The following is a 24,594-nucleotide window of genomic DNA, read 5'->3' as shown; positions in this document are numbered from 1 at the left end:
GGAAACGTTCTTTTCAATGGAGACCAGGTCGTGCCCAACATCTCTATAGATAATCCCATTAGCACCCGGCTCCGAGTGTTCAGGCAACAAGCATTGTTAGTGACCGTGTTCCCCGTCACACTATTGTTGATAGAGGTGCTTGTCTTTGGCCTTGCCAACGAACGCTTCCTGTCAATTCCGAACCTCTTCAATGTGATCAGACAATCGGCAATCGTGTTACTGGTCGCTACAGGGTCGAGCTTTGTCATTCTCACGGGTTCGATCGATCTATCCGTGGGAGCGGTCGCCACACTCTCGGCAATCGCAACGGCACTTCTTGTTCGGGACCATTCATTAGGATTGTGGGCACTTCCGGTGACGATGCTCCTCGGACTTGTGGCCGGCGCATTCAATGCGGCGGCGCATCTCGTGGGGCGTATCCCGTCGTTCCTGACCACGCTCGGCACTATGAGTATTTTCACGGGTGTGTCTAGCTGGCTTTGTGGCGGAGCGAATATCGTTTTCGACGACGAGAAAATTGCGTGGCTGGCGTCCGGCCACCTGCTAAATGGAATTCCGAACGTGGGCCTTTGCTCAATCGCGGTGTTTCTGCTGTGTGGGTTCGTTGGAGCCTGTACGCACTTTGGTCGGAACCTGGTAACGGTTGGCGGCGGAGAGGCGGTCGCGAAGCTATCGGGCGTGAACGTGTCAGCGGTGAAGACTGGGGCGTTTCTCATGAGCGGGCTGCTCGCGAGTATGGCCGGATTCTTACTGGTTGCACGTACCAGTACGGGAACAACCCGTATGGGCGATGACTTGATGCTCGACGCGATCGTCGCTGCCGTCATCGGCGGCACCGCGCTCTCGGGTGGTGTCGGGGGCGTATCCAGAGCGCTTTTTGGCGTGCTGGTGATGACGGTAATGAGCAACGGACTTGACGTGAGCGGGGTCAATTCATTTACACAGATCGCGATCAAGGGTGTGCTCGTCGTGCTCGCGACGGCCTTGCTGCTCGACCGGTCAAAAACAGAATTCGTCAAATAGCAACGCCGTTCGCTGACATCGATACCCGACGTCGCGGTCGCTGCTCGTCCGGTCGGCGGGTGGGCAACTGCAGCCGTCGCTGACCGCGCAAACCGAAAACATCAGTCGGTTTTGCCGGTCAACGCGCGGCGCGCGACTTCCCCTTCATCGCGTGAAGCGGAATAAAACACGCGTGCCCGGCCAATGATGATTTTCAACATGGCGATCACCGGCACCGCCAGAAAGATGCCCGCCACGCCGCCCAGCTGATCGCCGGCCAGCAATCCGACAATGACGAGAAACGGACTGACCTCCACGCCTTCGCTCATCAGATAAGGATTGAGCACGTAGTCCTGGAACAGCCGGTACAGCGCGATAAAGATCACCAGCCAGAGCAGATGCGCATAGCCGCTGAACACGGCCACCACCAACGTGATGGCCACGGCGCCGAGCGGCCCGGCAAACGGCACGAACTCCAGCAAGCCCGCGCTCACCGCCAGCAGGAAAGCGTACGGCACGCCGAGCAGCGAGAACGCCACGCCGTAACAGATCAGCGTGGCCAACGACAGGAACAACATCGCACGCACATATTTCGACAGCAGCACGTTCAGATCGGTCACGATCTCCGCCCACAACGTGCGGTGCCGATCCGTCAGCAGGTCCAGAAACGCGTCGCGCATTTGCGGACCTTCCTTGATCAACAGGAAGCTCAGGATCGGAATCAGCACGAGGTAGATCAGATTGCTCGCCGCATGCACCACGCCGAGGCCGACGCTGCGCGCCATCGGCACGGCCTTGTCGGAGCCGGTTTCAATCTGGCTGCGCACGAAATCCACGATCCGCTCGCGCAACGGTTCGAGAAAATGCGGCAATGGAAAGCGATTGGGTACGTCGGACTTCATCAAGGCCGGCAACTGCGCGAACAGATGCGACGCCTGATCCTGCAACTGCACGCCGAACAGCGACCCGGCCACCGCGATCACTGCGACCACCACCACGAACACCAGCGCGATCGACGCCACTCGCGGCACACGGCGCGGCCGGATGCGCTCGACCAGCTCGACCATCGGGTAGATGAGATAACTGAAGAAGACGGCGAACACCACCACCAGCACAGTGGACGACGCCATATAGATGCAGAAGAACAGCAGCGCGATAAGAAACGCGGTCCAGACCTTTCTGGCCGTGCTTACGTCGAATCCCAGCATGAACCTTCCTCGAATAGACGATGAGATCCGGCGCCTCTAACGCGCCGGGAACATCGGACGGACATCGGATAACCAAGGCACCCGCGGGCCCAACGACACGCGCCGGCGCCCGGGTGGCGAATGCACCGGGCGGCGCCGAGCGTGACAGATTTACATCAGCTTGCCCAACAGAAATCCGACACCGAGCGCAATCAGCAGCGCGCCGAGCGGATTGTTGCGAGCCGTTTCGGCGACCTGATCGACGCTGTCGCCGTATTTCGCCTGCGCCTTGCCGGCAAGCTGGCGGACCTTGCCTTCGGCCTGGAGGTCCACATCGCCCGTCAAGCCGCCGACGGCATCCTGAACCTTGCCGGCCACATCTTTCACAGAACCTTCGAACTGGTTTGAATTCATCGTGATCCTCCTTGAACAGGGGGTCAGGCAGTCGCCGGCGGAAGCCGGCGCTCTATCGTGACCGCCTTCGCTACCGTTACCGCTTCACGCGGTTGCGTACCGCATCCGCGGCTTCACCGACCTTCGACTGCACCTTGCCGGCCAGTTTCTCAGCCGCGCCTTCGGCCTGAGCCGTCCGGTTGCCGGTGACCTTGCCAATCGCTTCCTTCACGGAACCCTTGACCTGTTTCGCTGCACCTTCCACACGATTCTTGTCCATGACGGCTTCCTTTAAAAAGGTTGAGTTGCACAGAAGACGCCGAGCTCACCATACGTGGGAAAGCGTGACCGCCTCCACACCTGGCACTCGACCCAGGATTGCATTGTCCCGGCTCAGCCCGCCTGCCGACAGTCGCGAATGCACGTGATCGCCTGGTGCATTTGAACGCGTCCCGGCATGCATCCATTCGCGGAACGACGCCTTGCTTCGCGTCGCCCCCTTCCGGCCAGCCGGACTTCATCAGCACGGTTCGTTCCCGGCCGCCCTCACCGGTCGACGAGTCCGCCAGGACGACCGCACGCTCATGCCGGTTTCGGTCCTTTGCGGCGCGGCGCGCTGCCGGGTTCGAGGCCGAAATGGCCACGCGCGCGCGCCCACACGATTGCCTCGGCACGACTGTGCACGTCGAGCTTCGCGTAGATCGTGGCGACGTGATTGCGCACCGTGTTTGGCGCCAGCCCGAGTTCGCGGGCGATCTCCTTGTCGGCGAGGCCACCGCACAGGCAGGCGAACACGTCGCGCTCGCGCGCGGTCAGATCGGCGAGATGGCCGCCCGCGTCGGGCGCGTTCGCGCGCCGCACGTTGACCAGCTTTTCGATCAGCGTCTGGCTGAACCACGAGGCGTCCTGCATGACGGTTTCGATCGCTGTCACCAGCTCCATTTCGGAGCGTTTGCGATCGGTAATGTCGAGCAAGGTCATCAACACGCAATCCTTGCCGTGGATGCTGACCGCCTCGGCGGAAACGAGGCAATTCAGCGCTTCGCCGGCATGGCTGTTCACGAGGAACTCCATGTTGCGCAGGCTGCCGCTCTCCTCCAGCGCCGCGCTGATCCGCGCGCAGGCGTCGTCGGTCCACAGGCGGCTCTGATCGAGCGGTTTGCCCAGCAACTCCTCGGGTGTGAAGCCGGTAGTCGCGGTGAAGGCGTCGTTGATATCGAGCGTGGTGTAGTCGTCGGCCGCGAAGAGCGCGGTGGACACGGGCGTCATCCTGAACGACTTCTCGAAGCGTTCCTCGCTCTGGCGCAGCGCGCTCTCGGCGCGTTTGCGCGGCTCCAGATCCATGAAGGTGAACAGCATGCAGGCCTCTTCACCGATATCGATCGGCTGGCCCGCCACCACCACGAATTTCGTGCCGCCTTCGGGCAAGCGCAGCAAGGCTTCCATCTGCGGAATGGTCGCGCCTTCGCTCAGCCGTTCGACCGCGAGTTCGCGCCGCTCGGCGCCTTCGAACACGTCGAGCTCGTACACCGAGCGGCCGATCACGTCCTCGCGTACATAGCCGGTCATCTCGAGAAAGCCCTGATTGACCTTGATATAACGCTGGTCGCTCAGGCGGCAGATCACGGCCGGCGCGGGATTGGCGTTGAAGGTCTTCTCGAAACGCTTCTCGGCACTTGCCCATTCGCTGGCGTCGTGCAGGATCAGCGCGAGACAGTCGGGCTCGCCGCGCGCGTTGGTCAGCACGAGGCTGCGCACGCGATGCACCCAGTTCACCTCGTCGTCGTGCGCCGGGAAGACTTCGACCACCACGTCGCTGAAGCACTCGCCCGCGACCACGCGTTCGATCGGGTAACTGCCTTCCGGCAGCGGATGGTTGTTGCGATAGCGCAGACGAAAGCGCTCGCGGTATTCGGTGACGTCGGCGCCCAATTGCGCGACTTCGGTGATGCCGTGCATGTCGAGCGCGGCCTGATTCGCCCAGACGATCGTCTGGTCCGGCTCGACGAGAATCACGCCCTCGGTCAGCCCGGTGATGATCTGCTGCAACTGGCGACGGTCGGTCTGCGAACGGAGCACCTTGTCGTCGGCGGGCGGAGCGTCGTCCGGATCGTTGGATTGCACCACGGTAAAGGGTGCAGCGGAGTGTGTTGTCGTCATTGTGGGTGATGAGCGCGAGCGGCGCGCGCGAAAGCCTGTCCAGCACGGAGAATCGCCGAAATCGCGGCAGAGCGCCAATCGCCAATGCACCAGGCCGACTGGTGCATGCGCACCAGGTGCAGGCGGCGAGGCGGCAGCGGGAGGCTTTGGTTGCCGGACTTTCGGGCTCGTCGAAACGAACTGCGCCGGCGGCAAGCGCCAGCACATGCAAAACCCGGGCAAAACCGATTATCGTTACAAATAGTGTGAATTTACCGTTTCACACCATCATTTTGACTCATTTTTTCGTTTCGATTTGTATCCGATATGGCCTATTATTAGAACTCAAACGAGTCAAACTGACGCAATATCGGTGGAGAGGTAGGAGCATGACGCCATCCGCTACGAGATCGCCGGCGCTGCCGATCACGCTCGGCCTGGCAGGTGCGATTCCCTTTGTCGCACTGGCCGTGCTGGTCAATACAGTCGGCGCGCACGAGGACTTTTTACGCCACGCCATGCTGGCGTACGGCGCGTGCATTGTGTCGTTCGTGGGCGCGGTGCATTGGGGAATCTGGCTGGCGGCAGCCGATCCGCCACCGCATTCGGGAATGGCGCTGAGTTGGAGTGTCCTGCCGGCCATCGCCGCATGGGCGTTGCTGGCAATCGGCACGCGCTACGCGTTTCCTGGCATGGCGGCGCTGCTCGCGACCTGTCTGCTGGTCGATCTGGCGCTCTGGCGAATCGATGCGCTGCCGACCTGGTATCTGCGCATGCGCGCGTTGCTGACCACCATCGGCGCGCTGTGTCTGTTGGCGGCTATGCAGTGACGCGGCGGTGCGCCAGCACGGCACGGCATGCCGCGCTAGCGCACGCCTTTCTTCAGCCCTGCTCTGCGCCCAACGCGGCGAGCGGATGCGACTCCCGCTTCCACGGCGAGGCAAGGAAGTGCCTGACGCGTTCGGGCCGCACTTCGGCGAGCGCGGCGGGGGCCCAGCGGGCCTTGCGATCCTTGTCGATCAACTGGGCTCGCACGCCCTCGCAGAAGTCGCCCTCCTCGATCACGCGTTTAACAATGCCCAACTCCATGCGGAAGCACTCCGCCAAAGTCATCTGCCGGCCGCGCAAAAGCGCCTCGCGGGTAACGTAAAGCATGGTGGGCGAATGGCCGGTCAGTGCGTCGTACGTGGACTGCAACCATTGCTTCACCTCGCGCGGCGGCTCGCGCTCCAGGTCATGGCGCACGGTCGCGACCATCCGTTCGATACTCGAGCGCCGATCGAAGTGCCGCAGGATCAGTTGCGTAAACGGCCCCAATGCCGCGTGCGGAACAATGTTGCACGGCGGCTCGAACACGCCGCGCAAGGCGGCCATCAGGTCGCCTTCCAACGACATGCGTTGCAAACGCTCTTCAAAGCTGGCGAGCCATTCGGCCGGCACGCACAGATCCGCCAGATGCAGGCGCAACGCATCGGCACCGGACAAGGTAGCGCCAGTCAGCCCGACATACAACTCGAGTTCCGCCGGCATCACGCTCAGAAAGCGCGTCGCGCCGACGTCCGGCAGAAAGCCGATGCGCGTCTCCGGCATGGCGATCTTGCTGCGCTCGGTCACGATGCGCAGCCGCGCCGCCTGCCCGAGCCCCATGCCACCGCCCATCACAATGCCATCGAGCAGCGCGACCACCGGCTTCGGAAACGTGTGCAGCGCGTAGTCGAGCCGGTATTCGTCGACGAAGAACGCGAGCCAGCGGCTGTCGCCGTTCTTCGCGAGCCGCTGCACTTCGCGCACGTCGCCGCCGGCGCAGAAGCCTTTGGTGCCCGCGCCTTTCAGCACGAGCGCGACGATGCCGTCGTCGGTGCGGCAATGTTCGACCAGCACGGCAAGCTCGCGCACCATGGCGTGCGAAAGCGCGTTGAGCGCGGCCGGCCGGTTCAGCGTGATGATCGCCACACGGTTGATGACGCGAAACAGAATCTCGCGCTCCACTTCGAGACTCGTATCGGGTGCCACGCTTTGCAAGGCGCTCATCAACGCGTCTCCTGATCGGCCTGCGTGGCCTGTGTGGCCTGCGTCACCTGCCAGCGTGGCGCGCGCTTTTCGAGGAACGCATTGACGCCTTCGCGCTGATCGGCGCCGTCGAACAGGTCGACGAAGCGCTCGCGCTCCAGCGCCAGCGCCGCCGTGCGTGGCACGCCGTTGCGGGCCTGATGAATCAGCGTCTTGCTGAAGCCGACCGCCTGCGGGCTCAACGTGGCGACACGCGCGGCCATGGTCAGCGCGGCCTCGCGCGCCGCGCCCTTCTCCACCACCTCTTCGACGAGACCGATGCGCAACGCCGTCGTTGCGTCGACGCGCTCGCCGGTCAGAATCATCCGCTTGGCCCAGCCTTCGCCGACCAGCCATGGCAGCGTCTGCGTGCCGCAACCACACGGCAGCAAGCCGACCGCGGTCTCGGGCAACGCCAGCAACGCATGCTGTTCCGCAATGCGGATATCGCACGCCAGCGCGCATTCGAGCCCGCCGCCCATCGCATAGCCGTTGATCGCCGCGATCACCACAGGCCGCGCGTTCTGCAAGGTTTCGAACGCCGCGCCAAAGCGCGCCGCCGCCGTGCGTGCGACTTCGCGATTGCCGTCGGCGAACGTGTTCAAATCGGCGCCCGCGCTGAAGAACTTGGGGCCGTCGCCGGTAATCACGATCGCCCTCACGCGCGCTTCGCCGTTCAGTCGTTCCACCGTCTGTTGCAGTTGCAACAAACCCTCGGGCGTGAACGCGTTGGCGGGCGGCCGCTTGAGCGTGAGTTGCGCGACGGCGCCGTCGTGCACGTAGTCCAGTTCGATCATGACGCGCCTCCGTCTTTGCCGTCCTGACGATAGAGCTTGATGACCGCCGAAAAGTCGAGGCGTCCCGCGCCTTTCGTGCTCATCGTCTGATAAAGCTGTTGCGCCAATGCGCCGAGATAGACCGGCTGACGCGCGGCTTTCGCGGCGTCGGTGGCGAGGCCCAGATCTTTGAGCATCAGATCCGTGCCGAAGCCGCCGGTATAACCACGGGTGGACGGCGCCGTCTCGATCACGCCGGGCATCGGGTTGTAGGTATCCGAACTCCAGCAGCGTCCCGTCGACGTATTGATGATGCCGCCCAGCACTTTCGCGTCGATGCCGAGCGCCTCGCCGAGCGACATGGCCTCGGCCACGCCCGCCATCGTGATGCCGAGCACCAGGTTGTTGCAGATCTTCGCGACCTGGCCGGTGCCAGTGTCGCCGCAATGCACGATGTTCTTGCCCATTGCCGAGAGCACCGGCTTGACCTGCTCGAACGCGCTCGCGCTGCCGCCGACCATGAAGGTCAGCGTGCCCGCCGCCGCGCCGCCGGTGCCACCCGAGACGGGCGCATCGACAAAGCTGTTGCCGTGTTGCTGCGCGAGTTCGGCGAACGCCTTGACGCTCACGGGGTCGATCGTGCTCGAATCGATGATGGTCACGCCGCTGGCAATGCCGGCGAAGATGCCGTCGTCCGCCGTCAGCACGCTGCGCACGTGCGCCGCGGCGGGCAGCATGGTGATCACGCATTCCACGTCGGTGACGGCCGCTTTCGGCGAAGCGGCGGCTTTCGCGCCTGCATCGACGAGTGCCTGCACGGCTTGCGCGCTGAGGTCGAACACATTGACCGCGTGGCCCGCCTTGAGCAGGTTGTGCGCCATCGGCGCGCCCATGTTGCCGAGTCCGATAAAGCCTATTTTCATGATGTCGTTCTCCGTGTGTCCGCTCGCTCGGGACGCGCTCAGCGCAGGCTGATAGTCGTGTTGACGCCGTCGTTCACGGTGTCGTCGTCAAACCAGCGGGCGGTGACGGTCTTGGTCTGCGTGTAGAACTGCACGACCTGTTTGCCGTAGGGGCCGAGATCGCCGAGCTTCGAGCCACGCGAGCCGGTAAAGCTGAAGGACGGCACCGGCACCGGAATCGGAATGTTGATGCCGACCTGGCCGATATCGATCTCGCTCTGGAACTTGCGCGCCGCCGCGCCGCTCTGCGTGAAGAGGCCCACGCCGTTGCCGAACGGATTGCGGTTGACGAGTTCGATCGCGTCGTCGAGCGTCGCTACGTTGAGCACCACGAGCACCGGGCCGAAGATTTCCTGGCGGTAGATTTCCATCCCGGTCGTGACGTCGGTGAAGACCGTCGGGCCGATGAAATTGCCTTGCTCGTAGCCCGGCACTTTCACATCGCGGCCATCCAGCGCCAGCGTGGCGCCTTCTTTCACGCCCGTTTCGATCAAGCCGAGAATGCGTTGCTTCGCGGCACGCGAGACTACCGGGCCGATGTCCGTGTTCGGTTCGTTGCCCGCGTTGACCTTCAGCGTCTTCGCCTTCGCCACCAGGTCCGGCAGCCATTGCTGCGCGGCGCCGACCAGCACGACCACCGAGGTCGCCATGCAACGCTGTCCGGCTGCGCCGAATCCCGCGCCGGCCAGTGCATTCAGCGTTTGCTCGCGGTTCGCATCGGGCAGCACGACCGCGTGATTTTTCGCGCCCATCATCGATTGAACGCGCTTGCCATGCTCGCTGCCGAGGCGGTACACATGCGTGCCCACGGCCGTCGAGCCCACGAACGAAATAGCCTTGATGAGTTCGTGCGTGCAGAGCGCGTCGACCACGTCCTTGCCGCCATGCACCACGTTCAGCACGCCCTTCGGCACGCCGGCTTCGAGCGCGAGTTCGACCAGTTGCATGGTCGAGAGCGGATCCTGCTCCGAGGGCTTCAGCACGAACGTATTGCCGCACACGATCGCCATCGGGAACATCCACAGCGGGATCATCGCCGGGAAATTGAACGGCGTAATGCCCGCGCACACGCCGATCGGCTGACGCAACGTGTAGGTGTCCACGCCACCCGCCACGTTCTCCGCAAATTCGCCCTGCTGCAGCGTGCCGATCGAACACGCATGCTCGACCACTTCGAGGCCGCGGAAGATATCGCCTTCGGCGTCGGGAATCGTCTTGCCCTGCTCGGCGCTCAGGGTCTTCGCGATACGCGGCATATGCTCGCGGATCAGTGCCTGGTACTTCAGCATGATGCGCATGCGCGCGCCGATCGGCGTGTCCTTCCAGGTCTTGAAGGCGGTGTGGGCGGAACGGATCGCTTCGTTGACCTCATCGGCGGTGGCGAACGGTACGCGCGCCAGCACCTCCTGCGTGGCGGGGTTGACGATGTCGCGCCATTCGGTGGTCTTCGATTCGACGAACTCGCCGTTGATCAACAGTTTGACGGTGGCAATGGCCGCAGTTGCGCTCATGCTGAAGCTCCTGTGCAGTGGCCGCGAGGCGGCCGGGCAGTGACTGGGAATAAAAAGAATCAACGCAGATCCGGGAAGTCCTCTTCCCAATACTCGCCGGGCAGGCGCGCGGGCTCGGCCGCGCGTTCCATTTCGCGGCGCCGCAATTCGACGCGGCGGATCTTGCCGGAGATGGTCTTGGGCAGTTCGCTGAATTGCAGGCGGCGAATCCGCTTGTACGGTGCGAGCTTTTCGCGCGAAAACGCGAACACGGCGCGCGCGAGTTCAGGCCCGGCTTCGAAGCCATGGCGCACGGTGACGAACGCCTTGGGCACCGACAGACGCAGCGCGTCCGCGCTCGGCACCACGGCGGCTTCGCCGATCGCTTCGTGCTCGATCAGCACGCTTTCGAGTTCGAACGGACTCAGGCGGTAATCGGACGACTTGAACACATCGTCGGCGCGGCCGACGTAGATGTAGTAACCGTCATCGCGGCGCAGCGCGACGTCGGACGTGCGGTAGAAACCGTTGCGCATGGCCTGCGCGGTGGCATTGGCATTGTTCGCATAGCCGGTCATCAAGCCGAGCGGACGCTCGTCCAGCGGCAACGCGATTTCGCCTTCGGTGACGGGCTGATCGTCCGCATCCAGAAGCTCGATCCTGTAGCCCGGCAGCGGACGTCCCATCGAACCGGGCACGACCGGCTGCCCCGGCGAATTGCCGATCTGGCAGGTAGTCTCGGTCTGGCCGAAGCCATCGCGAATCGTAATGCCCCACGCATGCTTCACGCGCTCGATGATCTCGGGATTCAACGGCTCGCCCGCGCCGACGATTTCGCGCAGCTTGACCGGATACTCGGTGAGGTGCTCCTGCACGAGCATGCGCCACACGGTCGGCGGTGCGCACAGCGTGGTGACGTTGAAACGCACCAGCACGTTCAGCGTGTCTTTCGGCACGAAGCGCGGGAAGTTGAACACGAACACGCAGGCCTGAGCATTCCACGGCGCGAAGAAGCAGCTCCACGCGTGCTTGGCCCAGCCCGGCGAGCTGATATTCCAATGGATGTCGTTCGGCTGCAGGCCGATCCAGTACATCGTCGACAGATGGCCGACCGGGTAGCTTTGATGCGTGTGTTCGACGAGCTTGGGTTTGGAGGTCGTCCCCGACGTGAAGTACAGCAGCATCGGGTCGGTGGCATGCGTCACGCCTTGCGGCGTGAATTGCGGCGATGCGTCATAGGCTGCGGCCAGATCGATCCAGCCGTCGCACGGCGTGCCAACGGACAGGCGCGTGAGCGGCGTCTCCAGCGTATCGAATTTGGCCAGCTCCGCGCTATCGACCACCACGAACTTCGCGCCGCCGATCTGCACGCGGTCGCGCACGTCGTCGGCGGAAAGCTGGGTGGTGGCGGGCAGCACGATTGCGCCGAGCTTCATGGCCGCGAGCATCACGTCCCAGAGTTCGACGCGGTTCGGCAGCATCAACAGCACACGGTCGCCGCGACCCACGCCGACACCGCGCAGGAAATTCGCCATGCGCGCCGAACGCTCCGACATCTGCGCGTACGACAGGCGCAGACCGTCGCTGGCCGGATCGTCGACGATCCACAGCGCGGGATTGTCGTTATTGCGCGCGATCACGTCGAAGTAGTCGAGCGCCCAGTTGAACTCGCCGAGTGCCGGCCACGCGAATTCGCTGTAGGCGCGGTCGTAGTCGGTTCGATGGCGCAGTAACAGATCGCGCGCTTCGAAAAAGCCTTTCGCTGCAGTCATCGTCGTCTCCAGATGGCGCGGTATGCGCTCCGTTTTTTGTCCCACTGCTGCACTACTTGTTGCCTCGACGGGCAAGCTATTTTGCGCTCAAACGCAAGCTCGTCCGCATCGCGCCGCAATTACACATGGCGCGCAATCACCATGCGTTGCACTTCACTCGTCCCTTCGTAAATCTGCGTGATGCGCGCATCGCGATAGTGCCGCTCCACCGCATAGTCCTCCAGATAACCGTACCCGCCGTGAATCTGGATGGCGTTCGAGCAGATTTCCTCCGCCAGCTCCGACGCGAACAGCTTCGCCTGCGAAGCCTCCGACAAACACGGCTTGCCCGCCGTGCGCAACCGCGCCGCGTGATGCACGAGCAGGCGCGCGGCGTTCAGGCGCGTGGCCATGTCGGCAAGCATGTTGGCGATGGTCTGATGCTCCTTTAACGCCTTGCCGAACTGGATGCGTTCGCTTGCATAGAGACGCGCGGCATCGAACGCGGCCCGGGCGATGCCGACCGCCTGCGCGGCAATGCCGATGCGGCCGCCTTCAAGATTCGACAGCGCGATGCGCAAGCCCTCGCCCGGCTGGCCGAGCAGGTTCGCTTCGGGCACGGCGCAGTCGTCGAGCGAGATGGGGCAGGTGTCGGAGGCGCGAATGCCGAGCTTGTGTTCCGGCTTGCCGACGTTGAATCCCGGCGTATCCGTCGGCACGATGAAGGCCGACAGACCACGCTTGCCGCGCTCGGGATCGGTGACGGCGAACACGATCGCGAGGTCGGCGCGAGAACCGTTGGTCACGAACTGCTTGCTGCCGTTGAGAATCCACTTGCCGTCGCGCAACACGGCGCGGGTGCGCAGATTGTTCGCCTCGGAGCCTGCCTGCGGCTCGGTCAGGCAGAACGCGCCGATGCGGCGGCCGGCCGCCAGATCCTGCAGATAGCGGTCTTTTTGCGCGTCCGTGCCGAAGTTGAGGATCGGCCCGCAGCCGACCGAGTTATGCACGCTCATCAGCGTGGCGCAGGCGGCACAGCCCGCGGCGATCTCTTCGAGCGCGAGCGCGTAAGCCACGTAGTCGGTGTAGGAGCCGCCCCACTCCGCCGGCACGATCATGCCGAGAAAGCCCAGTTCGCCCATTTGCGTGACGACCTCGGCGGGCAGTTGCGCGTCGCGGTCCCATTGACCCGCGTACGGGGCGAGCCGCTCGGTGGCAAAGTCGCGCGCCGCGTCGCGGATCATGCGTTGTTCGTCGGTGTAGAAGCTGTCCATAGCGCTCGATCCTGTGCTGTGCGTCTGATCGCGGTGGTTGCCCAAGGCAGCCTGCGCGCGATCGGTTCGGACCCAGTGTAGGCAAGCCACGGTGCAGGTTCGATGCTCAGCCCGATCAATCTGACTGAGCGCATTTGCCATACTGGTACGATGGGAAGCTGACTCCACCCGCAATTTCAAGGACTTGGCGAAGCGTCAGAAGCAAAATGTTGAGCGCTTTTGCCAGATCGCCCCAATCAGCCGGACACGCATGAAATACGATAAAGGCACGATTTCCGTCAGCATGGTCGAGGAAACCCTCGCGCTGGCGCGCTCGCGCGGCCTCGACGCGCTGCCGCTTGCCGAAGCCGCCGGCATCGCGGCGCCGATGCTGGCGTCGCCGAAAAGCCGCGTGTCGTCGGCGCAGTACGGCGCGCTGTGGGCCGCGATTGCCCGCGCGCTGGACGACGAGTTCTTCGGCCAGGATTCGCATCGCATGAAAAGCGGCAGCTTCATCGCCATGACGCAAACCGCGCTGACCGCGCGCAACGGCGCGCAGGCGCTGGCGCGCGCGGTCGGCTTCATGCGGCTGGTGCTGGACGATCTCGGCACGCAGATTGAAACAGACGCGCAGCGCGTGAGGCTGCGCTTCGTGGAGAACCCCGCTGCGCGAGCGCCGGGCATGTTCGCCTATGCGACCTACTTTATCCTCGTGTACGGCCTGCTGTGCTGGCTGGTCGGGCGGCGCATTCCGTTGCTCGAAGCGCGCTTTCGCTGCGCCGAGCCGCCCGCCGCGCACGAATACCGCCTGATGTTCTGCGATCACATGTGCTTCGACCAGGCCGAGTCGTACGTCGATCTCGCACCCGTGTTTCTGGAACTCCCCGTGATCCAGACCACCAAGTCGGTCAAGCCTTTCCTGCGCGATGCGCCGGGCAGCTTCATCGTCAAATATCGCAATCCCGGCTCGCTCGCGGCGCGCGTGCGCAGGATGCTGCGCGCCATGCCGATGGCCGGCTGGCCTGCCGCCGATCAGATGGCCGAACGGCTGCATGTGGCCGAGGCCACCATGCGGCGGCGTTTGAAACAGGAAGGCTACACGTACCAGTCGATCAAGGACGACCTGCGGCGCGACATCGCTATCGGCGAGTTGCAGGACACCAACCGCACCATCGCCGACATTGCTACCTCGGTGGGCTTTGCCGAACCGAGCGCGTTTCATCGCGCGTTCCGCAAATGGACCGGCATGCGGCCGACCGATTACCGGCCGGCGCGGGCGGATTTCACGCACCGGGCGGAATCGGACTAAGCTGTAAGGAGCAGGCCAGCCTTCTTGTGGGGTATCGGCCCGCGCCAGTCGATACGCTTCGACCGGGCGCGGCAGCCGTCAGCGATGAGCACGTATCCGCGTCTCCCGTTCCGGCAGTCTGGCTCGCGCTTCTCGCTTATCCGTGGCGATATCGTGGGCCGGTTGGTGCGCGGCATGACCGTGCTCGGCATGCTATTGGCGATCGGGTTCGCGTCGTGCGAATCGAATGTGCCGCTTCGCGCCGCCGTCGCGCCCAACGGCGTGGTGGTCATTCCGGTCGACGGGGCGATCAGTCCTGCGAGTGCCGACTTTATCGTGCGCAGCCTGCAGCGCGCCGCCGACGAGCACGCGCAACTCGCCGTGCTGCAACTCGATACGCCGGGCGGCCTCGATACGTCGATGCGGCAGATCATCAAGGCGATCCTCGCCTCGCCGGTGCCGGTCGCCACCTTCATCGCGCCGAGCGGCGCGCGTGCGGCGAGCGCCGGCACTTACATCGTCTATGCGAGCCATATCGCGGCGATGGCGCCGGGCACCAATCTCGGCGCGGCGACGCCGATCCAGATGGGCATCGGCGGCGCCGAGCCGCCGGCGGGCGGTGGAGCGCCGGGTTTGCCCGGCGTCGGCGGCGGTGCCGGCGGGTCGTCCCAACCCTCGGCTTCGGCGCCCACCCGTTCGGCCAGCGCCTTGCCGCTCGACACCCAATCGACCGAGATGCGCAAGCAGGTTCACGACGCCGCCGCCTATATCCGCGGCCTCGCGCAAATGCGCGGGCGCAACGCCGACTGGGCCGAGCGCGCGGTGCGCGAAGCCGTGAGCCTGTCGGCGGCGGACGCGCTCGCGCAGCACGTCGTCGATCTGAATGCGCGCGACGTACCCGACCTGCTGCGCCAGGTGGACGGCCGCACGATCGTCACGAGCGCCGGCAATGTCACGCTCGGCACGGCCGGCGCGCCGGTCGTCACGCTCGAAGCCGACTGGCGCAGCCATTTCCTCGCCGTGATCACCGATCCCAACGTCGCGCTGATTCTGCTCATGATCGGCATGTACGGCCTGTTCTTCGAGTTCGCCAATCCGGGCTTCCTGCTGCCCGGCGTGGTCGGCGCAATCAGCCTGCTGCTCGGCCTCTTCGCCATGCAGATGATGCCGATCAACTACGTCGGCCTCGGTCTGATCTTTCTCGGCATAGCTTTCCTGATCGGCGAGGCGTTTCTACCCACTTTCGGCTCGCTCGGCTTCGGCGGCGTGGTCGCGTTCGTGATCGGCGCGCTGATGCTGATCGACACCGACGTGCCCGGCTACGGCATCCCGCTGCCGATGATCGCCGCCGTGGTCGTCTTCAGCGTGCTGTTCGTGCTGGGCGTGTCGAGACTCGCGCTGCGCGCGCGGCGCCGGCCGGTGGTGACGGGCTCGGAAGCGCTGATCGGCAGTGTCGGCGTGGTGCTCGACGGCGGCCTGCTGCCTGAGACCGCCGCTGCGGACCCCGCGGCCGGTGGCGCGCTGGCCGGCTGGGCGCGCGTGCATGGGGAACGCTGGCGGGTGTCCAGCATGGCCCCGGTTGCGGCAGGGCACGCGGTGCGCGTCACCGCGCGGCGCGGCCTGACGTTGACCGTGGTGCCCACGGAAGTACGACAACAAGGAGAAATTTCATGATCGGTTTTACATTCGGCTTCAGCAGCATTCTGATTCTGCTGGTGGCCGCGCTGATTGCTTCGTCGATACGGATTTTTCGGGAATATGAACGCGGCGTCGTGTTCATGCTCGGGCGCTTCTGGAAGGTCAAGGGGCCGGGGCTCGTGCTGATCATTCCGATCGTGCAGCAGGTCGTGCGCATGGATCTGCGCACCGTTGTGTTCGACGTGCCGCCGCAGGACGTGATTACGCGCGACAACGTCTCGGTGAAGGTCAACGCGGTGGTGTATTTCCGCGTGGTCGATCCGGAGAAAGCGGTGATTCAGGTGGCGCGCTACTTCGAGGCGACCAGCCAGTTATCGCAGACCACTTTGCGCGCGGTGCTCGGCAAACACGAACTCGACGAACTGCTGGCCGATCGCGAGCAGTTGAACGCCGATATCCAGAAAGTGCTCGACGCTCAGACCGACGCGTGGGGCATCAAGGTATCGATCGTGGAAATCAAGCATGTGGATATCAACGAAACGATGATCCGTGCGATTGCCCGCCAGGCCGAAGCCGAGCGCGAGCGGCGCGCCAAGGTGATTCACGCGGAAGGCGAATTGCAGGCCTCGCAGCACCTGCTGGAAGCGGCGCAAACGCTGTCGCGCCAGCCCCAGGCCATGCAGTTGCGCTACCTGCAAACCCTGACGACGATTGCCGCCGACAAGAATTCGACGATCGTTTTCCCGCTGCCGATCGATCTGCTGAGCGCCGTGCTGGACCGCTTTGGCAAGCCTTCGGCGCCCTGAACCTCAGGTTTGCCCAGTTGGGTTTGGTTCACTGGGTGAAATGGTGCATTGCCTTCAATCGCCTTACTCGAAATGCCTGTGAAAACTAGAATCTCGAGGTCGTTTTTAACCGCTCCATAGGAGCTCGTCATGAAAATCGTTTCTACTGTTGGACTCGGCGCGCTGTTGGCCGCCGTGAGCATGAGCACCGCGTTTGCGCAGACTTCGGCGCGGCCTTACGACCCGTCGGCGCCGAAAACGCGCGCCGAAGTGCGGGCCGATCTGGCCGACTGGCGTGCCGCCGGCTACGATCCGCTCGACTGGATCGACTATCCGCAGAATGCTCAGCGCGCGGGCAGCATCGTCGCGGCGCGGCGGGCGCAGCAATCCGGCGCGACGATGACACAGTAAGCGCGAGCCACACCGCGCGGCATGCGGCGCCGCCTGCGACTGCAATGGTCGTGGGCGAGGTTGGCTCCGCATGCCGTTCCGATTTGCTGCGTTCTGCGGTGCTTTACCGCTTTACCGTTTCAACGCCTTAGCGCTTTAGCGCCTCGCCGCCTCGCCGCCTCGCCCCCTTCACCCGCCTCGCAAATTCACTTGCCGCGCCGCCCTTTGCGCTGGCAAGGTATCATCTCGCCCCTTCGACAACCCCGCTGCCGGAATCCGAACCATGCCAATCTGGGTTGACGCCGACGCCTGTCCGGTCGTGATCAAGGACATGCTCTACCGTGCCGCGCGCCGCACCGGCATGACGCTGACGCTGGTCGCCAATTCGTTTCTGCGCGTGCCGCCCTCGCCGCTGATCCGCGCAATCCAGGTGCCGGCCGGTTTCGACGCCGCCGACGATCTGATCGCCGAACGAGTCGCCGCGGGCGACCTCGTGATCACCGCCGACATCCCGCTCGCCGCCGCCGTGCTGGCCAAGAACGCTCAGGCGCTCGATCCGCGCGGCAACTGGTACACGCCCGGTACGATCGAAGAACGGCTGCGCATGCGCTCCATGCTCGACCAGTTGCGCAGCAGCGGCGTCGATACCGGCGGCCCGGCCGCCTTCAGCGCGCGCGACAGCAAAAGCTTCGCGGGTGAGCTGGACCGCTGGCTGGCACGGCAACGGCCGCAGTCTGATGCGCCGGCGCCACAGTCTCCCGGCGAACCGCCCATCGCATGAGCTTTACGCGGCGGCTCGCCCACACGAAGCGGCACGCCGCCGCCAATCCTGACTACAATCCGCCCGTAACGCCGGCGGCGACGCCGCGCAAGCACCGCTCCAACCACAAAAAAGCTTTCTGAACGACGAGAGACCCGCCTCATGGACTCCATAAAACGCTACTTCGGCTTCGAAGCCGCCGGCACCAACCTGCGCACCGAAGTGCTCGCTGGGCTGACCACCTTCCTCACGATGGCCTACATCATCTTCGTGAATCCGGCGATTCTCGGCGACGCCGGCATGCCGAAGGACTCGGTGTTCGTCGCGACCTGCATCGTGGCGGCGCTCGCCTCGCTGATCATGGGTCTGTACGCGAACTATCCGATCGCGCTCGCGCCGGGCATGGGCCTGAACGCGTACTTCGCGTACACCGTCGTCAAGGGAATGGGCTTCACCTGGCAGGCCGCGCTCGGCGCGGTGTTCATCTCCGGCTGCCTGTTCATGATCGTCACGCTGTTCCGCGTGCGCGAAGTGATCGTCAACGGCATTCCGCATTCGATACGCATTGCCATTACCGGCGGTATCGGCCTCTTTCTCGCGATCATTTCATTGAAGTCGGCCGGCGTGGTGGTCGGCAATCCGGCCACGCTCGTGACGCTCGGCGACCTGCACAATCCGCACGTGATTCTCGCCGTGATCGGCTTCTTCGCGATCGTCACGCTGGACCACCTGCGGGTGCGCGGCGCGATCCTGATCGGCATTGTCGGCGTGACGGTGCTCAGCTTTTTCTTCGGCGGCAACCAGTTTCACGGCATCGTCTCGGCGCCGCCGTCCATCGCGCCGACACTGTTTCAACTCGACATTCGCGGCGCGCTGTCGGGCGGCGTGCTGAACGTGATCCTCGTGTTTTTCCTCGTCGAATTGTTCGACGCGACCGGCACGCTGATGGGCGTCGCCAATCGCGCCGGGTTGCTGGTGGAAGGCAAGATGCACCGGCTCAACCGCGCGCTGCTCGCCGACAGCACGGCGATTCTGGCAGGCTCGATGTTGGGCACCTCGTCGACCACCGCGTACATCGAAAGCGCTTCGGGTGTGCAGGCAGGCGGACGCACGGGCGTGACCGCCATCACCGTGGCCGTGCTGTTCCTTGCAGCGCTCTTTTTCGCGCCGCTGGCGGGCGTGGTGCCAGGCTACGCGACGGCGCCGGCGCTGCTCTACGTGTCGTGCCTGATGCTGCGCGAAATGCTCGACCTGCCGTGGGACGACGCCACCGAGGTGGTGCCGGCCGCGCTCACCGCGCTTCTGATGCCGTTCACCTATTCGATTGCCAATGGCGTCGCGTTCGGCTTCATCTCGTATGCGGGCCTGAAACTGCTCACCGGCCAGGCGCGCAAGGTGAAGCTGGTGGTTTGGATCATCGCGGCCATTTTCCTGTTCCGCTATTTCTATCTCGGCAGCGAGTAAGCTCCGCGCCGCACGCTCTCGCCTGGATCGATCACGATTTTATTGATGGTGCCATTCCGGTCAGGCACCGTTTATCATCTGATGATTCATAAAAACGATCGACCAGGTCTCGGGAGCCCCCTTCATGTCTTACAGCCGCACCTCGGAGCGCTACACGCCGCCCGCCATTTTCTTCCACTGGGTTATGTTTCTGCTGATCGCGCTGGCCTACCTGGCAATCGAGATTCGCGGACCCAAGGGCAGCGACAGTCGCGCGTTCTGGAGTAGCGTGCATTTCTGGTGCGGCACGCTCGTGCTGGGGCTCGCCGCTCTGCGTTTGCTGTGGCGCTTGTGGGCCGGCGCGCCCGCCGAAGTGGATAGCAACCGCGTGCTCGCATTCCTCGCGCGCGCCACGCATCTCGCGCTATACGTTTTTTTCTTCGCGCAGCCGTTGCTCGGCATTCTGATGATCAACACCGGCGGACATCCTGTCACGCTCGCGTGGCTCAATATCAATTACACGCTGGTCGGCGCCGATCCTGTCGCGCGGCCATTGCTCAAGGCCGCGCATGAATGGCTCGGCAACGCATTTTATTGGGTGATCGGCCTGCACACATTGGCGGCGCTCGGGCATCACGTGGTGTTCAAGGATCGCACGCTGCGGCGAATGGTTTGAGCGCACTCAGCCACTCGCGCTACAACGTGGGCGCGTTCTGAGCTTTGCGTGTTTCGTGCTTTGCGAGTTTCGTGCCGATACCGGCGGCACGCATGGCGTGCAGGCAATTTCGAATGATCGATTAATGCCGCGCGGGTTTCCACACCTTCTGATTCTTGCGCGGCTTTCGATCTGCTTCCGGCGTTGGCCCTAACGTCAGCCGGAAACGCGCTCGATCAATTGCGCCAGTTGGCCTCGTAGAAGCGCACATAGCCGCTTCTGAGCACGAGACATTGCGCCCTCGTTTCCGAGAGCAAACGCCGCGTGGCGGCTTCGATCCGGGCGCGATGCGTGTCGAATGCGCCGACCATGTCTTCCAGGCGCGGCGAGGCGGCGCCGAAGTGGTCTTCCAGTGCCTCAGCCGTGATCATGCATTCCACCCTCTGCCCATCGACCATCGCGGGGAAAGCCAAGGTGAGTTCGCGACCTGAATATTCAGGAGTTTCTTTCGGGAAAAGGATCTGCATGGGAGTTCACCTGGAAGGTAGGTGCTGCGCATGGTCTAGCCGGGTAATGCGCACGCCGGTTGCAACTGGTCGCGTCTCTAGCGCCAACCTCCTTGTCCAATGCTGACGACGCGGGCTCGTCACCTCGCGGCTGCGACGCTGTAGTTCGCGGCCCGCGGAGGTGATTTGATTCACTTTAGACGAGTTCGGGCGCGGCGCAAGTTTTCCTTTTGGTTTGCCTGATTTTGGTGCCCTCCGCGTTTTTTTGAGGCGAGACGTGTGCGCCGCCTCCGTTTTTTCCCTGCCGCGCGCTGCGCGTTTCGTCCTGTAAGATCGGTGTTCGACCGTCTGCGCAGATGTTGCGCTGCGGCATCGAGCGGAGGGCAACGTACCCGCCGTGTCCGTTTCACCGGAGACATGCCTTGACCCAACGTTCTGCCACGCCGCCCGCCGTGGGTCGGCCTGATGTCATCGCGCAGGCGCACGCCCGCTCGCTCGAACTCGGGCTGCGCGCGTCCGAAACGCCGGACTTTCATCCGCTGCGCCGGCCCGCGTTGCGTGAGCTCGTCGATCGCAATCAATCGCTTTATACGCATGCGCTTCCCGTCATGGAAACGCTGCATGCGCAGATTGTCGATACGCAAAGCATGGTGCTGCTCACCGACAATCATGGCGTGATCCTTCACAGCCTCGGCGACAGCGACTTCGTCGAAAAAGCCAATCGCGTCGCGCTGTGTCCGGGCGTCTCGTGGGCCGAGGCGGATCGCGGCACCAATGCGATCGGCACCGCGCTAGTCGACGGACAGCCCACTGTCGTGCATGCGGGAGAACACTTCCTGCACGCCAACCGCATTCTCACCTGCTCGTGCGCACCGATTGCCGATCCGTTCGGGCGCACCATCGGCGCGCTCGACGTGAGCGGCGACACGCGCGGCTTTCACAAGCACACGCTTGCGCTCGTCAGGATGTCGGCGCAGATGATCGAAAATCATCTGTTCTCCAATCAATTCGTCGACGCGATCCGCGTTCACTTTCACGCACGCGCGGAATTCATCGGCACGTTGTTCGAGGGGCTCGCGGCGTTCACGCCGGAAGGCACGTTTCTGTCGGCCAACCGCAGTGCGCTGTTTCAATTCGGGCAGCCGCTGGCCGAGCTTCAACGGCAACCCTTCGACGCGCTGTTCGGAATCGCGTTCGCGCGGCTGTTGCAGCAGATTACGCGCGCACCCGGCGAGACCATTCTGCTGACGCTGCCGAGCGGCGTGCGCGTGGTGGCGCGCGGCGAATACGCAACGCCTCGCTATGTCGCACAGTCGGAAGACCTCGATAGGTCGCGCGCGCCGCTCGCCGGCGGAGCGCGTCATGCGCCGCGCACGGTGGATCCCGCACCACTCGCCACGCTTGAAACGCTCGACACCGGCGACGCGCAAGTCGCCGCGATCCTGCGGCGCGTCGCCAAACTGCGTGGCCGCGATATTCCGATTCTCGTGCTCGGCAAGACCGGCACCGGCAAGGAGTGGCTCGCGCGCGCCATCCATCACGATTCGCCGCGCCGGGCCGCGCCGTTCATCGCACTGAATTGCGCGTCTTTGCCTGAGACCCTGATCGAAGCGGAGTTGTTCGGTTACGAAGACGGCGCGTTCACCGGCGCAAAAAAACGCGGCAGCGTCGGCAAGATCGTGCAAGCCGATGGCGGCACGCTATTCCTCGACGAAATCGGCGACATGCCGCTCGCCCAGCAAGTGCGTCTGATGCGCGTGCTGCAGGAGCGCACCGTCGTGCCGCTCGGCGGAACACGGGCGATTCCGGTGGATCTGCGCATCGTCTGCGCGACCCACCGCAACCTGCGCGCGATGATCGAAGCCGGCACCTTCCGCGAAGATCTGTATTACCGGATCAACGGACTCGTCGTGACTTTGCCCGCGCTGCGCGAGCGTACCGATCTTCACGCGCTCGTCACGCGCATGCTGGCCTTGCAGCCCGATGGCGAACGCCTGCCGCGCCGCGTCTCAGCCGAAGTGCTCGACCGGTTTGCGCAATGCCGCTGGCCGGGCAATCTGCGGCAACTGGCCAACGTGTTGCGCACCGCGAGCATCATGGCCGAAGGCGCGCAACAGATCGAACTCGACGATTTGCCCGAAGACTTCGTGCAGGATTGCGTCGACGCTACGGCAGAGCAAAGCGTGCAAGCGCCGGTAACGCTTGCAGGGTCAAGTTCGGACGACGAAGCCGTTGCCGCGGCGCAAACTCCGGGGCAGCCGGCGTCCGGCAAGATGGAAGCGTGGCAGGCTGCGTTGATTGCGCAAACGCTCGAGCGGCTGGACGGCAATGTGTCGGCGGCGGCGCGCGAGTTGGGGCTGGCGCGCAATACGGTGTACCGGTATTTGCGGCGCGGCGGCACGACGCATTGAGACGGCAACGTGTAAAGTGTGGCGCAATCCGTCACAGACTCACACGATGTCCGACTCTATCCGCCCGCCTCTGGTTCGCGTCGAGCCAATTGGTCAAAGCTTTGAAGCGCCCGATTCGCTCACAATTCTCGAAGCCGCAAGCTTTGCAAATCTGCGTTTGCCGCGCTCGTGCAGGAATGGGACGTGCCGTACGTGTATCTGCAGGATGACTGCGGGACGTGTGCGCTACACGATCGAGTGGCCGGGTCTCAGCCGGGAAGAAAAGCAGGAAGGCTACATTCTGCCGTGCGTGGCAATAGCCGAATCCGATGTGGTAATCGAAGCACCAGACGCAGTCGCATCGAGGCCATCCAGCTGAAGTGCGGCGGCTTCATGGCTCGGAAGCACACTCACGCCGCTCCTCGCAAGCCTTAACGCCCGCTGCCCATCGCCCGGGCAATTTTCTTATCGGTGTTGTACTGGCTCAGCGCATACACCGACCAGATCGCGGCCGGAATCCAGCCGATCAGCGTGATCTGCAGGATCAGGCAGATAATGCCCGCGAACGGACGGCCGATCGTGAAAAACTGAAACCACGGCAGAATGATGGCAAGCAGTAGACGCATTCAGATTCCTGTTGTTGGTTATGCCTGATCAATCGGCGCGAAGCGCGCCACTTTGGCGCCGTCCACGTCGATCAGTTCGAAAAATACCGAAGCCGGACGCGTCCAGATCGTACCATTGGCGGCTTTGTACACGATCATCGTGACGGTCGGATCCGACTCGAGCGTGGCCTCGCAAACCAGTTCGTAAATCCCGCCTTTGTAGTGCCGGTAACGCACCATTCGCATCCTCCCTGAATTGAAAAAACGCAGCGCTTTCGCACGGCAACGGTCGAACCGTCAGCCGCCCTCTTTCATCTGCTTCAGAATCTTGTAGACGGTGGCGCGCCCCATCGTCAGCACGGCGGCCACGTAGTTCGCGGAACTGCGGCCGCGAAACGCGCCTTGTGCGTGCAGCGCCTCGACGATTTCCCGCTTGTGTTCGCGCGTGAGCGCATTGATGCCGATCTGCCGTTCGCGCAGCCACGTATGCAGGTACGTGTTGATGCGGTCCTGCCAGTCGTCGCGGAACAGTTCTTCCGCGGGCGCGTCGCTCAGGTTGCCGCCCTTGATGAACAGATCGAGTGTGGAACGCACATCTTCGAACACCGCGATATTGAAGTTGATGCACAGCATGCCGGCCGGTTTGCCGTCGTCGTCGAACAGAATGTTGCTCACGCAACGCATGCGCCGGCCGTCCCAGTTGAGCTTTTCATACGGCCCGATCGTCTGGCCGCGCGCCGCGTAATGGACTTCGTCCAGCACCGACGGCCCGCCCACCTCGAGCTTCGACAGGTTGTTCACGAGGTACGCGATGGTCTGGTCGCGCAGGTCGTGAATCACCACTTCGGCGCACGGGTAGAACAGCGCCGCGATGCCGTCGGCAATGGGAGCGTAGCGCTCGAGCAGCAGGTCTTTCACAGGAGACACGTTTGGGTTGCGCATTGGGGAATCGCGGTGTTCAAGGGATGCGGCAACTCGCCATTGTAGCCACCCCGCCGCGCCGCGGCGACCGCGGCGGCGATCACGCCCTCAAAAAACGGGCGCGGGCGCCGGCCTCTCGAAGCCGCCCTTTCGCGCACGGCGAATTTTGTCCGCTTGGCGAGCGATTTTTTTTCGTGCGATAAAAGGCGTA

25 protein-coding genes are annotated in these 24,594 nt (G+C 63.8%); 11 read left to right on the top strand and 14 right to left on the bottom strand.

The features are described 5' to 3' along the window. Nucleotides 1-30: 30 nt before the first annotated feature. Nucleotides 31-1,023, top strand: a complete 993-nt coding sequence (locus tag BLW71_RS34805; protein ID WP_177205163.1) for an ABC transporter permease — start codon at nt 31-33, stop codon at nt 1,021-1,023. A gap of 101 nt (nt 1,024-1,124) precedes the next feature. On the opposite strand, the gene BLW71_RS34800 is transcribed toward BLW71_RS34805, so the two are convergent. The 4 genes from BLW71_RS34800 to BLW71_RS34785 all read right to left on the bottom strand — a co-directional run bounded on the left by BLW71_RS34800 (nt 1,125) and on the right by BLW71_RS34785 (nt 4,742). After that, complete coding sequence (locus tag BLW71_RS34800; protein WP_091807782.1) at nt 1,125-2,210, bottom strand: AI-2E family transporter; 1,086 nt, start codon at nt 2,208-2,210, stop codon at nt 1,125-1,127. Nucleotides 2,211-2,360: 150 nt separating this feature from the next. After that, nucleotides 2,361-2,603, bottom strand: coding sequence for a CsbD family protein (locus tag BLW71_RS34795; protein ID WP_091807780.1), 243 nt, complete (start codon nt 2,601-2,603; stop codon nt 2,361-2,363). Nucleotides 2,604-2,679: 76 nt separating this feature from the next. Continuing rightward, nucleotides 2,680-2,862: a CsbD family protein gene (locus tag BLW71_RS34790; protein ID WP_091807777.1), complete on the bottom strand. Its 183-nt coding sequence runs from the start codon at nt 2,860-2,862 to the stop codon at nt 2,680-2,682. A gap of 302 nt (nt 2,863-3,164) precedes the next feature. Continuing rightward, nucleotides 3,165-4,742, bottom strand: a complete 1,578-nt coding sequence (locus BLW71_RS34785; RefSeq protein WP_091807775.1) for a helix-turn-helix transcriptional regulator — start codon at nt 4,740-4,742, stop codon at nt 3,165-3,167. A gap of 368 nt (nt 4,743-5,110) precedes the next feature. Between BLW71_RS34785 and BLW71_RS34780 the strand changes: the two genes are divergently transcribed. Further along, complete coding sequence (locus BLW71_RS34780) at nt 5,111-5,551, top strand: DUF3429 domain-containing protein (protein WP_091807774.1); 441 nt, start codon at nt 5,111-5,113, stop codon at nt 5,549-5,551. 52 nt (nt 5,552-5,603) lie between these two features. Here BLW71_RS34780 and BLW71_RS34775 read toward each other — a convergent pair whose 3' ends face one another. From BLW71_RS34775 to BLW71_RS34750, 6 genes are all read right to left on the bottom strand, one after another. Continuing rightward, complete coding sequence (locus tag BLW71_RS34775; RefSeq protein ID WP_091807771.1) at nt 5,604-6,752, bottom strand: enoyl-CoA hydratase/isomerase family protein; 1,149 nt, start codon at nt 6,750-6,752, stop codon at nt 5,604-5,606. Then, nucleotides 6,752-7,567 carry an enoyl-CoA hydratase gene (locus BLW71_RS34770; RefSeq protein WP_091807769.1) on the bottom strand — a complete coding sequence of 272 codons (816 nt, stop codon included), beginning with the start codon at nt 7,565-7,567 and terminating at the stop codon, nt 6,752-6,754. Before BLW71_RS34770 ends, BLW71_RS34775 begins: the two co-directional genes overlap by 1 nt. Then, entirely contained in the window at nt 7,564-8,469 is a 906-nt protein-coding gene (gene mmsB, locus BLW71_RS34765) for a 3-hydroxyisobutyrate dehydrogenase (protein ID WP_091807767.1), read from the bottom strand. Before mmsB ends, BLW71_RS34770 begins: the two co-directional genes overlap by 4 nt. A 38-nt stretch (nt 8,470-8,507) precedes the next feature. Continuing rightward, the gene (locus tag BLW71_RS34760) at nt 8,508-10,019 is read right to left on the bottom strand and encodes a CoA-acylating methylmalonate-semialdehyde dehydrogenase (protein WP_091807765.1); all 1,512 of its coding nucleotides are present in this window, start codon (nt 10,017-10,019) and stop codon (nt 8,508-8,510) included. 59 nt (nt 10,020-10,078) lie between these two features. Further along, a complete protein-coding gene (locus BLW71_RS34755; RefSeq protein ID WP_091807763.1) occupies nt 10,079-11,770 on the bottom strand; it encodes an AMP-binding protein in 1,692 nt (563 codons plus the stop codon). A gap of 119 nt (nt 11,771-11,889) precedes the next feature. Then, nucleotides 11,890-13,023 (bottom strand): acyl-CoA dehydrogenase, encoded by a 1,134-nt coding sequence (locus tag BLW71_RS34750; protein WP_091807760.1) that lies wholly within the window; start codon nt 13,021-13,023, stop codon nt 11,890-11,892. 250 nt (nt 13,024-13,273) lie between these two features. On the opposite strand from BLW71_RS34750, the gene BLW71_RS34745 reads away from it, so the two are divergent. The 7 genes from BLW71_RS34745 (at nt 13,274) to BLW71_RS34715 (ending at nt 19,982) form a co-directional block, all read left to right on the top strand. After that, the gene (locus BLW71_RS34745) at nt 13,274-14,311 is read left to right on the top strand and encodes an AraC family transcriptional regulator (RefSeq protein ID WP_091807757.1); all 1,038 of its coding nucleotides are present in this window, start codon (nt 13,274-13,276) and stop codon (nt 14,309-14,311) included. Nucleotides 14,312-14,395: 84 nt separating this feature from the next. Further along, nucleotides 14,396-15,964 (top strand): NfeD family protein, encoded by a 1,569-nt coding sequence (locus BLW71_RS34740; RefSeq protein ID WP_091809235.1) that lies wholly within the window; start codon nt 14,396-14,398, stop codon nt 15,962-15,964. Beyond that, on the top strand, nt 15,961-16,734 hold the full coding sequence (locus BLW71_RS34735) for a slipin family protein (protein ID WP_091807755.1): 774 nt from the start codon (nt 15,961-15,963) through the stop codon (nt 16,732-16,734). Before BLW71_RS34740 ends, BLW71_RS34735 begins: the two co-directional genes overlap by 4 nt. Before the next feature lie 129 nt (nt 16,735-16,863). Then, nucleotides 16,864-17,124 (top strand): DUF4148 domain-containing protein, encoded by a 261-nt coding sequence (locus BLW71_RS34730; protein WP_091807754.1) that lies wholly within the window; start codon nt 16,864-16,866, stop codon nt 17,122-17,124. Nucleotides 17,125-17,386: 262 nt separating this feature from the next. Beyond that, entirely contained in the window at nt 17,387-17,884 is a 498-nt protein-coding gene (locus tag BLW71_RS34725; RefSeq protein WP_091807752.1) for a YaiI/YqxD family protein, read from the top strand. Nucleotides 17,885-18,025: 141 nt separating this feature from the next. Continuing rightward, complete coding sequence (locus BLW71_RS34720) at nt 18,026-19,327, top strand: NCS2 family permease (RefSeq protein ID WP_091807750.1); 1,302 nt, start codon at nt 18,026-18,028, stop codon at nt 19,325-19,327. Between the two features lie 124 nt (nt 19,328-19,451). Continuing rightward, complete coding sequence (locus BLW71_RS34715; RefSeq protein ID WP_091807748.1) at nt 19,452-19,982, top strand: cytochrome b; 531 nt, start codon at nt 19,452-19,454, stop codon at nt 19,980-19,982. 215 nt (nt 19,983-20,197) lie between these two features. Here the strand turns inward: BLW71_RS34715 and BLW71_RS34710 are convergent, their stop codons facing one another. Beyond that, nucleotides 20,198-20,488 carry a DUF1488 family protein gene (locus BLW71_RS34710; protein ID WP_091807746.1) on the bottom strand — a complete coding sequence of 97 codons (291 nt, stop codon included), beginning with the start codon at nt 20,486-20,488 and terminating at the stop codon, nt 20,198-20,200. Between the two features lie 401 nt (nt 20,489-20,889). Here BLW71_RS34710 and BLW71_RS34705 point away from each other — a divergent pair, with 401 nt between their 5' ends. Together BLW71_RS34705 and BLW71_RS34700 are read left to right on the top strand one after the other, a co-directional pair. Continuing rightward, the gene (locus BLW71_RS34705; RefSeq protein ID WP_091807744.1) at nt 20,890-22,878 is read left to right on the top strand and encodes a sigma-54-dependent Fis family transcriptional regulator; all 1,989 of its coding nucleotides are present in this window, start codon (nt 20,890-20,892) and stop codon (nt 22,876-22,878) included. Nucleotides 22,879-22,924: 46 nt separating this feature from the next. Next, the gene (locus BLW71_RS34700; protein ID WP_091809233.1) at nt 22,925-23,236 is read left to right on the top strand and encodes a 2Fe-2S iron-sulfur cluster-binding protein; all 312 of its coding nucleotides are present in this window, start codon (nt 22,925-22,927) and stop codon (nt 23,234-23,236) included. A 52-nt stretch (nt 23,237-23,288) separates the two neighbouring features. On the opposite strand, the gene BLW71_RS34695 is transcribed toward BLW71_RS34700, so the two are convergent. Genes BLW71_RS34695 through BLW71_RS34685 form a run of 3 tightly spaced genes read right to left on the bottom strand, consistent with a single transcriptional unit; the run spans nt 23,289 to nt 24,404 of the window. Further along, complete coding sequence (locus BLW71_RS34695; protein WP_012427516.1) at nt 23,289-23,483, bottom strand: YqaE/Pmp3 family membrane protein; 195 nt, start codon at nt 23,481-23,483, stop codon at nt 23,289-23,291. 18 nt (nt 23,484-23,501) lie between these two features. Beyond that, on the bottom strand, nt 23,502-23,702 hold the full coding sequence (locus BLW71_RS34690) for a DUF1653 domain-containing protein (RefSeq protein WP_091807742.1): 201 nt from the start codon (nt 23,700-23,702) through the stop codon (nt 23,502-23,504). Between the two features lie 57 nt (nt 23,703-23,759). Further along, nucleotides 23,760-24,404 carry a helix-turn-helix transcriptional regulator gene (locus BLW71_RS34685; protein ID WP_091807740.1) on the bottom strand — a complete coding sequence of 215 codons (645 nt, stop codon included), beginning with the start codon at nt 24,402-24,404 and terminating at the stop codon, nt 23,760-23,762. Nucleotides 24,405-24,594 lie beyond the last annotated feature (190 nt).

This window comes from Burkholderia sp. WP9, assembly GCF_900104795.1.
In the GTDB taxonomy this organism is placed as follows: Bacteria; Pseudomonadota; Gammaproteobacteria; order Burkholderiales; family Burkholderiaceae; genus Paraburkholderia.
This window is presented reverse-complemented; position numbering and strand designations above follow the sequence as displayed.

Excerpts from the sequence above, each read along its gene's own strand:
- BLW71_RS34685 (WP_091807740.1), bottom strand. The coding sequence starts at position 24,404 with ATGCGCAACCCAAACGTGTCTCCTGTGAAAGACCTGCTGCTCGAGCGC.
- BLW71_RS34770 (WP_091807769.1), bottom strand. The coding sequence starts at position 7,567 with ATGATCGAACTGGACTACGTGCACGACGGCGCCGTCGCGCAACTCACG.
- BLW71_RS34800 (WP_091807782.1), bottom strand. The coding sequence starts at position 2,210 with ATGCTGGGATTCGACGTAAGCACGGCCAGAAAGGTCTGGACCGCGTTT.
- BLW71_RS34755 (WP_091807763.1), bottom strand. The coding sequence starts at position 11,770 with ATGACTGCAGCGAAAGGCTTTTTCGAAGCGCGCGATCTGTTACTGCGC.
- BLW71_RS34780 (WP_091807774.1), top strand. The coding sequence starts at position 5,111 with ATGACGCCATCCGCTACGAGATCGCCGGCGCTGCCGATCACGCTCGGC.
- BLW71_RS34730 (WP_091807754.1), top strand. The coding sequence starts at position 16,864 with ATGAAAATCGTTTCTACTGTTGGACTCGGCGCGCTGTTGGCCGCCGTG.
- BLW71_RS34735 (WP_091807755.1), top strand. The coding sequence starts at position 15,961 with ATGATCGGTTTTACATTCGGCTTCAGCAGCATTCTGATTCTGCTGGTG.
- BLW71_RS34715 (WP_091807748.1), top strand. The coding sequence starts at position 19,452 with ATGTCTTACAGCCGCACCTCGGAGCGCTACACGCCGCCCGCCATTTTC.
- BLW71_RS34790 (WP_091807777.1), bottom strand. The coding sequence starts at position 2,862 with ATGGACAAGAATCGTGTGGAAGGTGCAGCGAAACAGGTCAAGGGTTCC.
- BLW71_RS34695 (WP_012427516.1), bottom strand. The coding sequence starts at position 23,483 with ATGCGTCTACTGCTTGCCATCATTCTGCCGTGGTTTCAGTTTTTCACG.
- BLW71_RS34700 (WP_091809233.1), top strand. The coding sequence starts at position 22,925 with ATGTCCGACTCTATCCGCCCGCCTCTGGTTCGCGTCGAGCCAATTGGT.
- mmsB (WP_091807767.1), bottom strand. The coding sequence starts at position 8,469 with ATGAAAATAGGCTTTATCGGACTCGGCAACATGGGCGCGCCGATGGCG.
- BLW71_RS34725 (WP_091807752.1), top strand. The coding sequence starts at position 17,387 with ATGCCAATCTGGGTTGACGCCGACGCCTGTCCGGTCGTGATCAAGGAC.
- BLW71_RS34745 (WP_091807757.1), top strand. The coding sequence starts at position 13,274 with ATGAAATACGATAAAGGCACGATTTCCGTCAGCATGGTCGAGGAAACC.
- BLW71_RS34720 (WP_091807750.1), top strand. The coding sequence starts at position 18,026 with ATGGACTCCATAAAACGCTACTTCGGCTTCGAAGCCGCCGGCACCAAC.
- BLW71_RS34795 (WP_091807780.1), bottom strand. The coding sequence starts at position 2,603 with ATGAATTCAAACCAGTTCGAAGGTTCTGTGAAAGATGTGGCCGGCAAG.
- BLW71_RS34760 (WP_091807765.1), bottom strand. The coding sequence starts at position 10,019 with ATGAGCGCAACTGCGGCCATTGCCACCGTCAAACTGTTGATCAACGGC.
- BLW71_RS34775 (WP_091807771.1), bottom strand. The coding sequence starts at position 6,752 with ATGAGCGCCTTGCAAAGCGTGGCACCCGATACGAGTCTCGAAGTGGAG.
- BLW71_RS34710 (WP_091807746.1), bottom strand. The coding sequence starts at position 20,488 with ATGCAGATCCTTTTCCCGAAAGAAACTCCTGAATATTCAGGTCGCGAA.
- BLW71_RS34750 (WP_091807760.1), bottom strand. The coding sequence starts at position 13,023 with ATGGACAGCTTCTACACCGACGAACAACGCATGATCCGCGACGCGGCG.
- BLW71_RS34740 (WP_091809235.1), top strand. The coding sequence starts at position 14,396 with ATGAGCACGTATCCGCGTCTCCCGTTCCGGCAGTCTGGCTCGCGCTTC.
- BLW71_RS34690 (WP_091807742.1), bottom strand. The coding sequence starts at position 23,702 with ATGGTGCGTTACCGGCACTACAAAGGCGGGATTTACGAACTGGTTTGC.
- BLW71_RS34785 (WP_091807775.1), bottom strand. The coding sequence starts at position 4,742 with ATGACGACAACACACTCCGCTGCACCCTTTACCGTGGTGCAATCCAAC.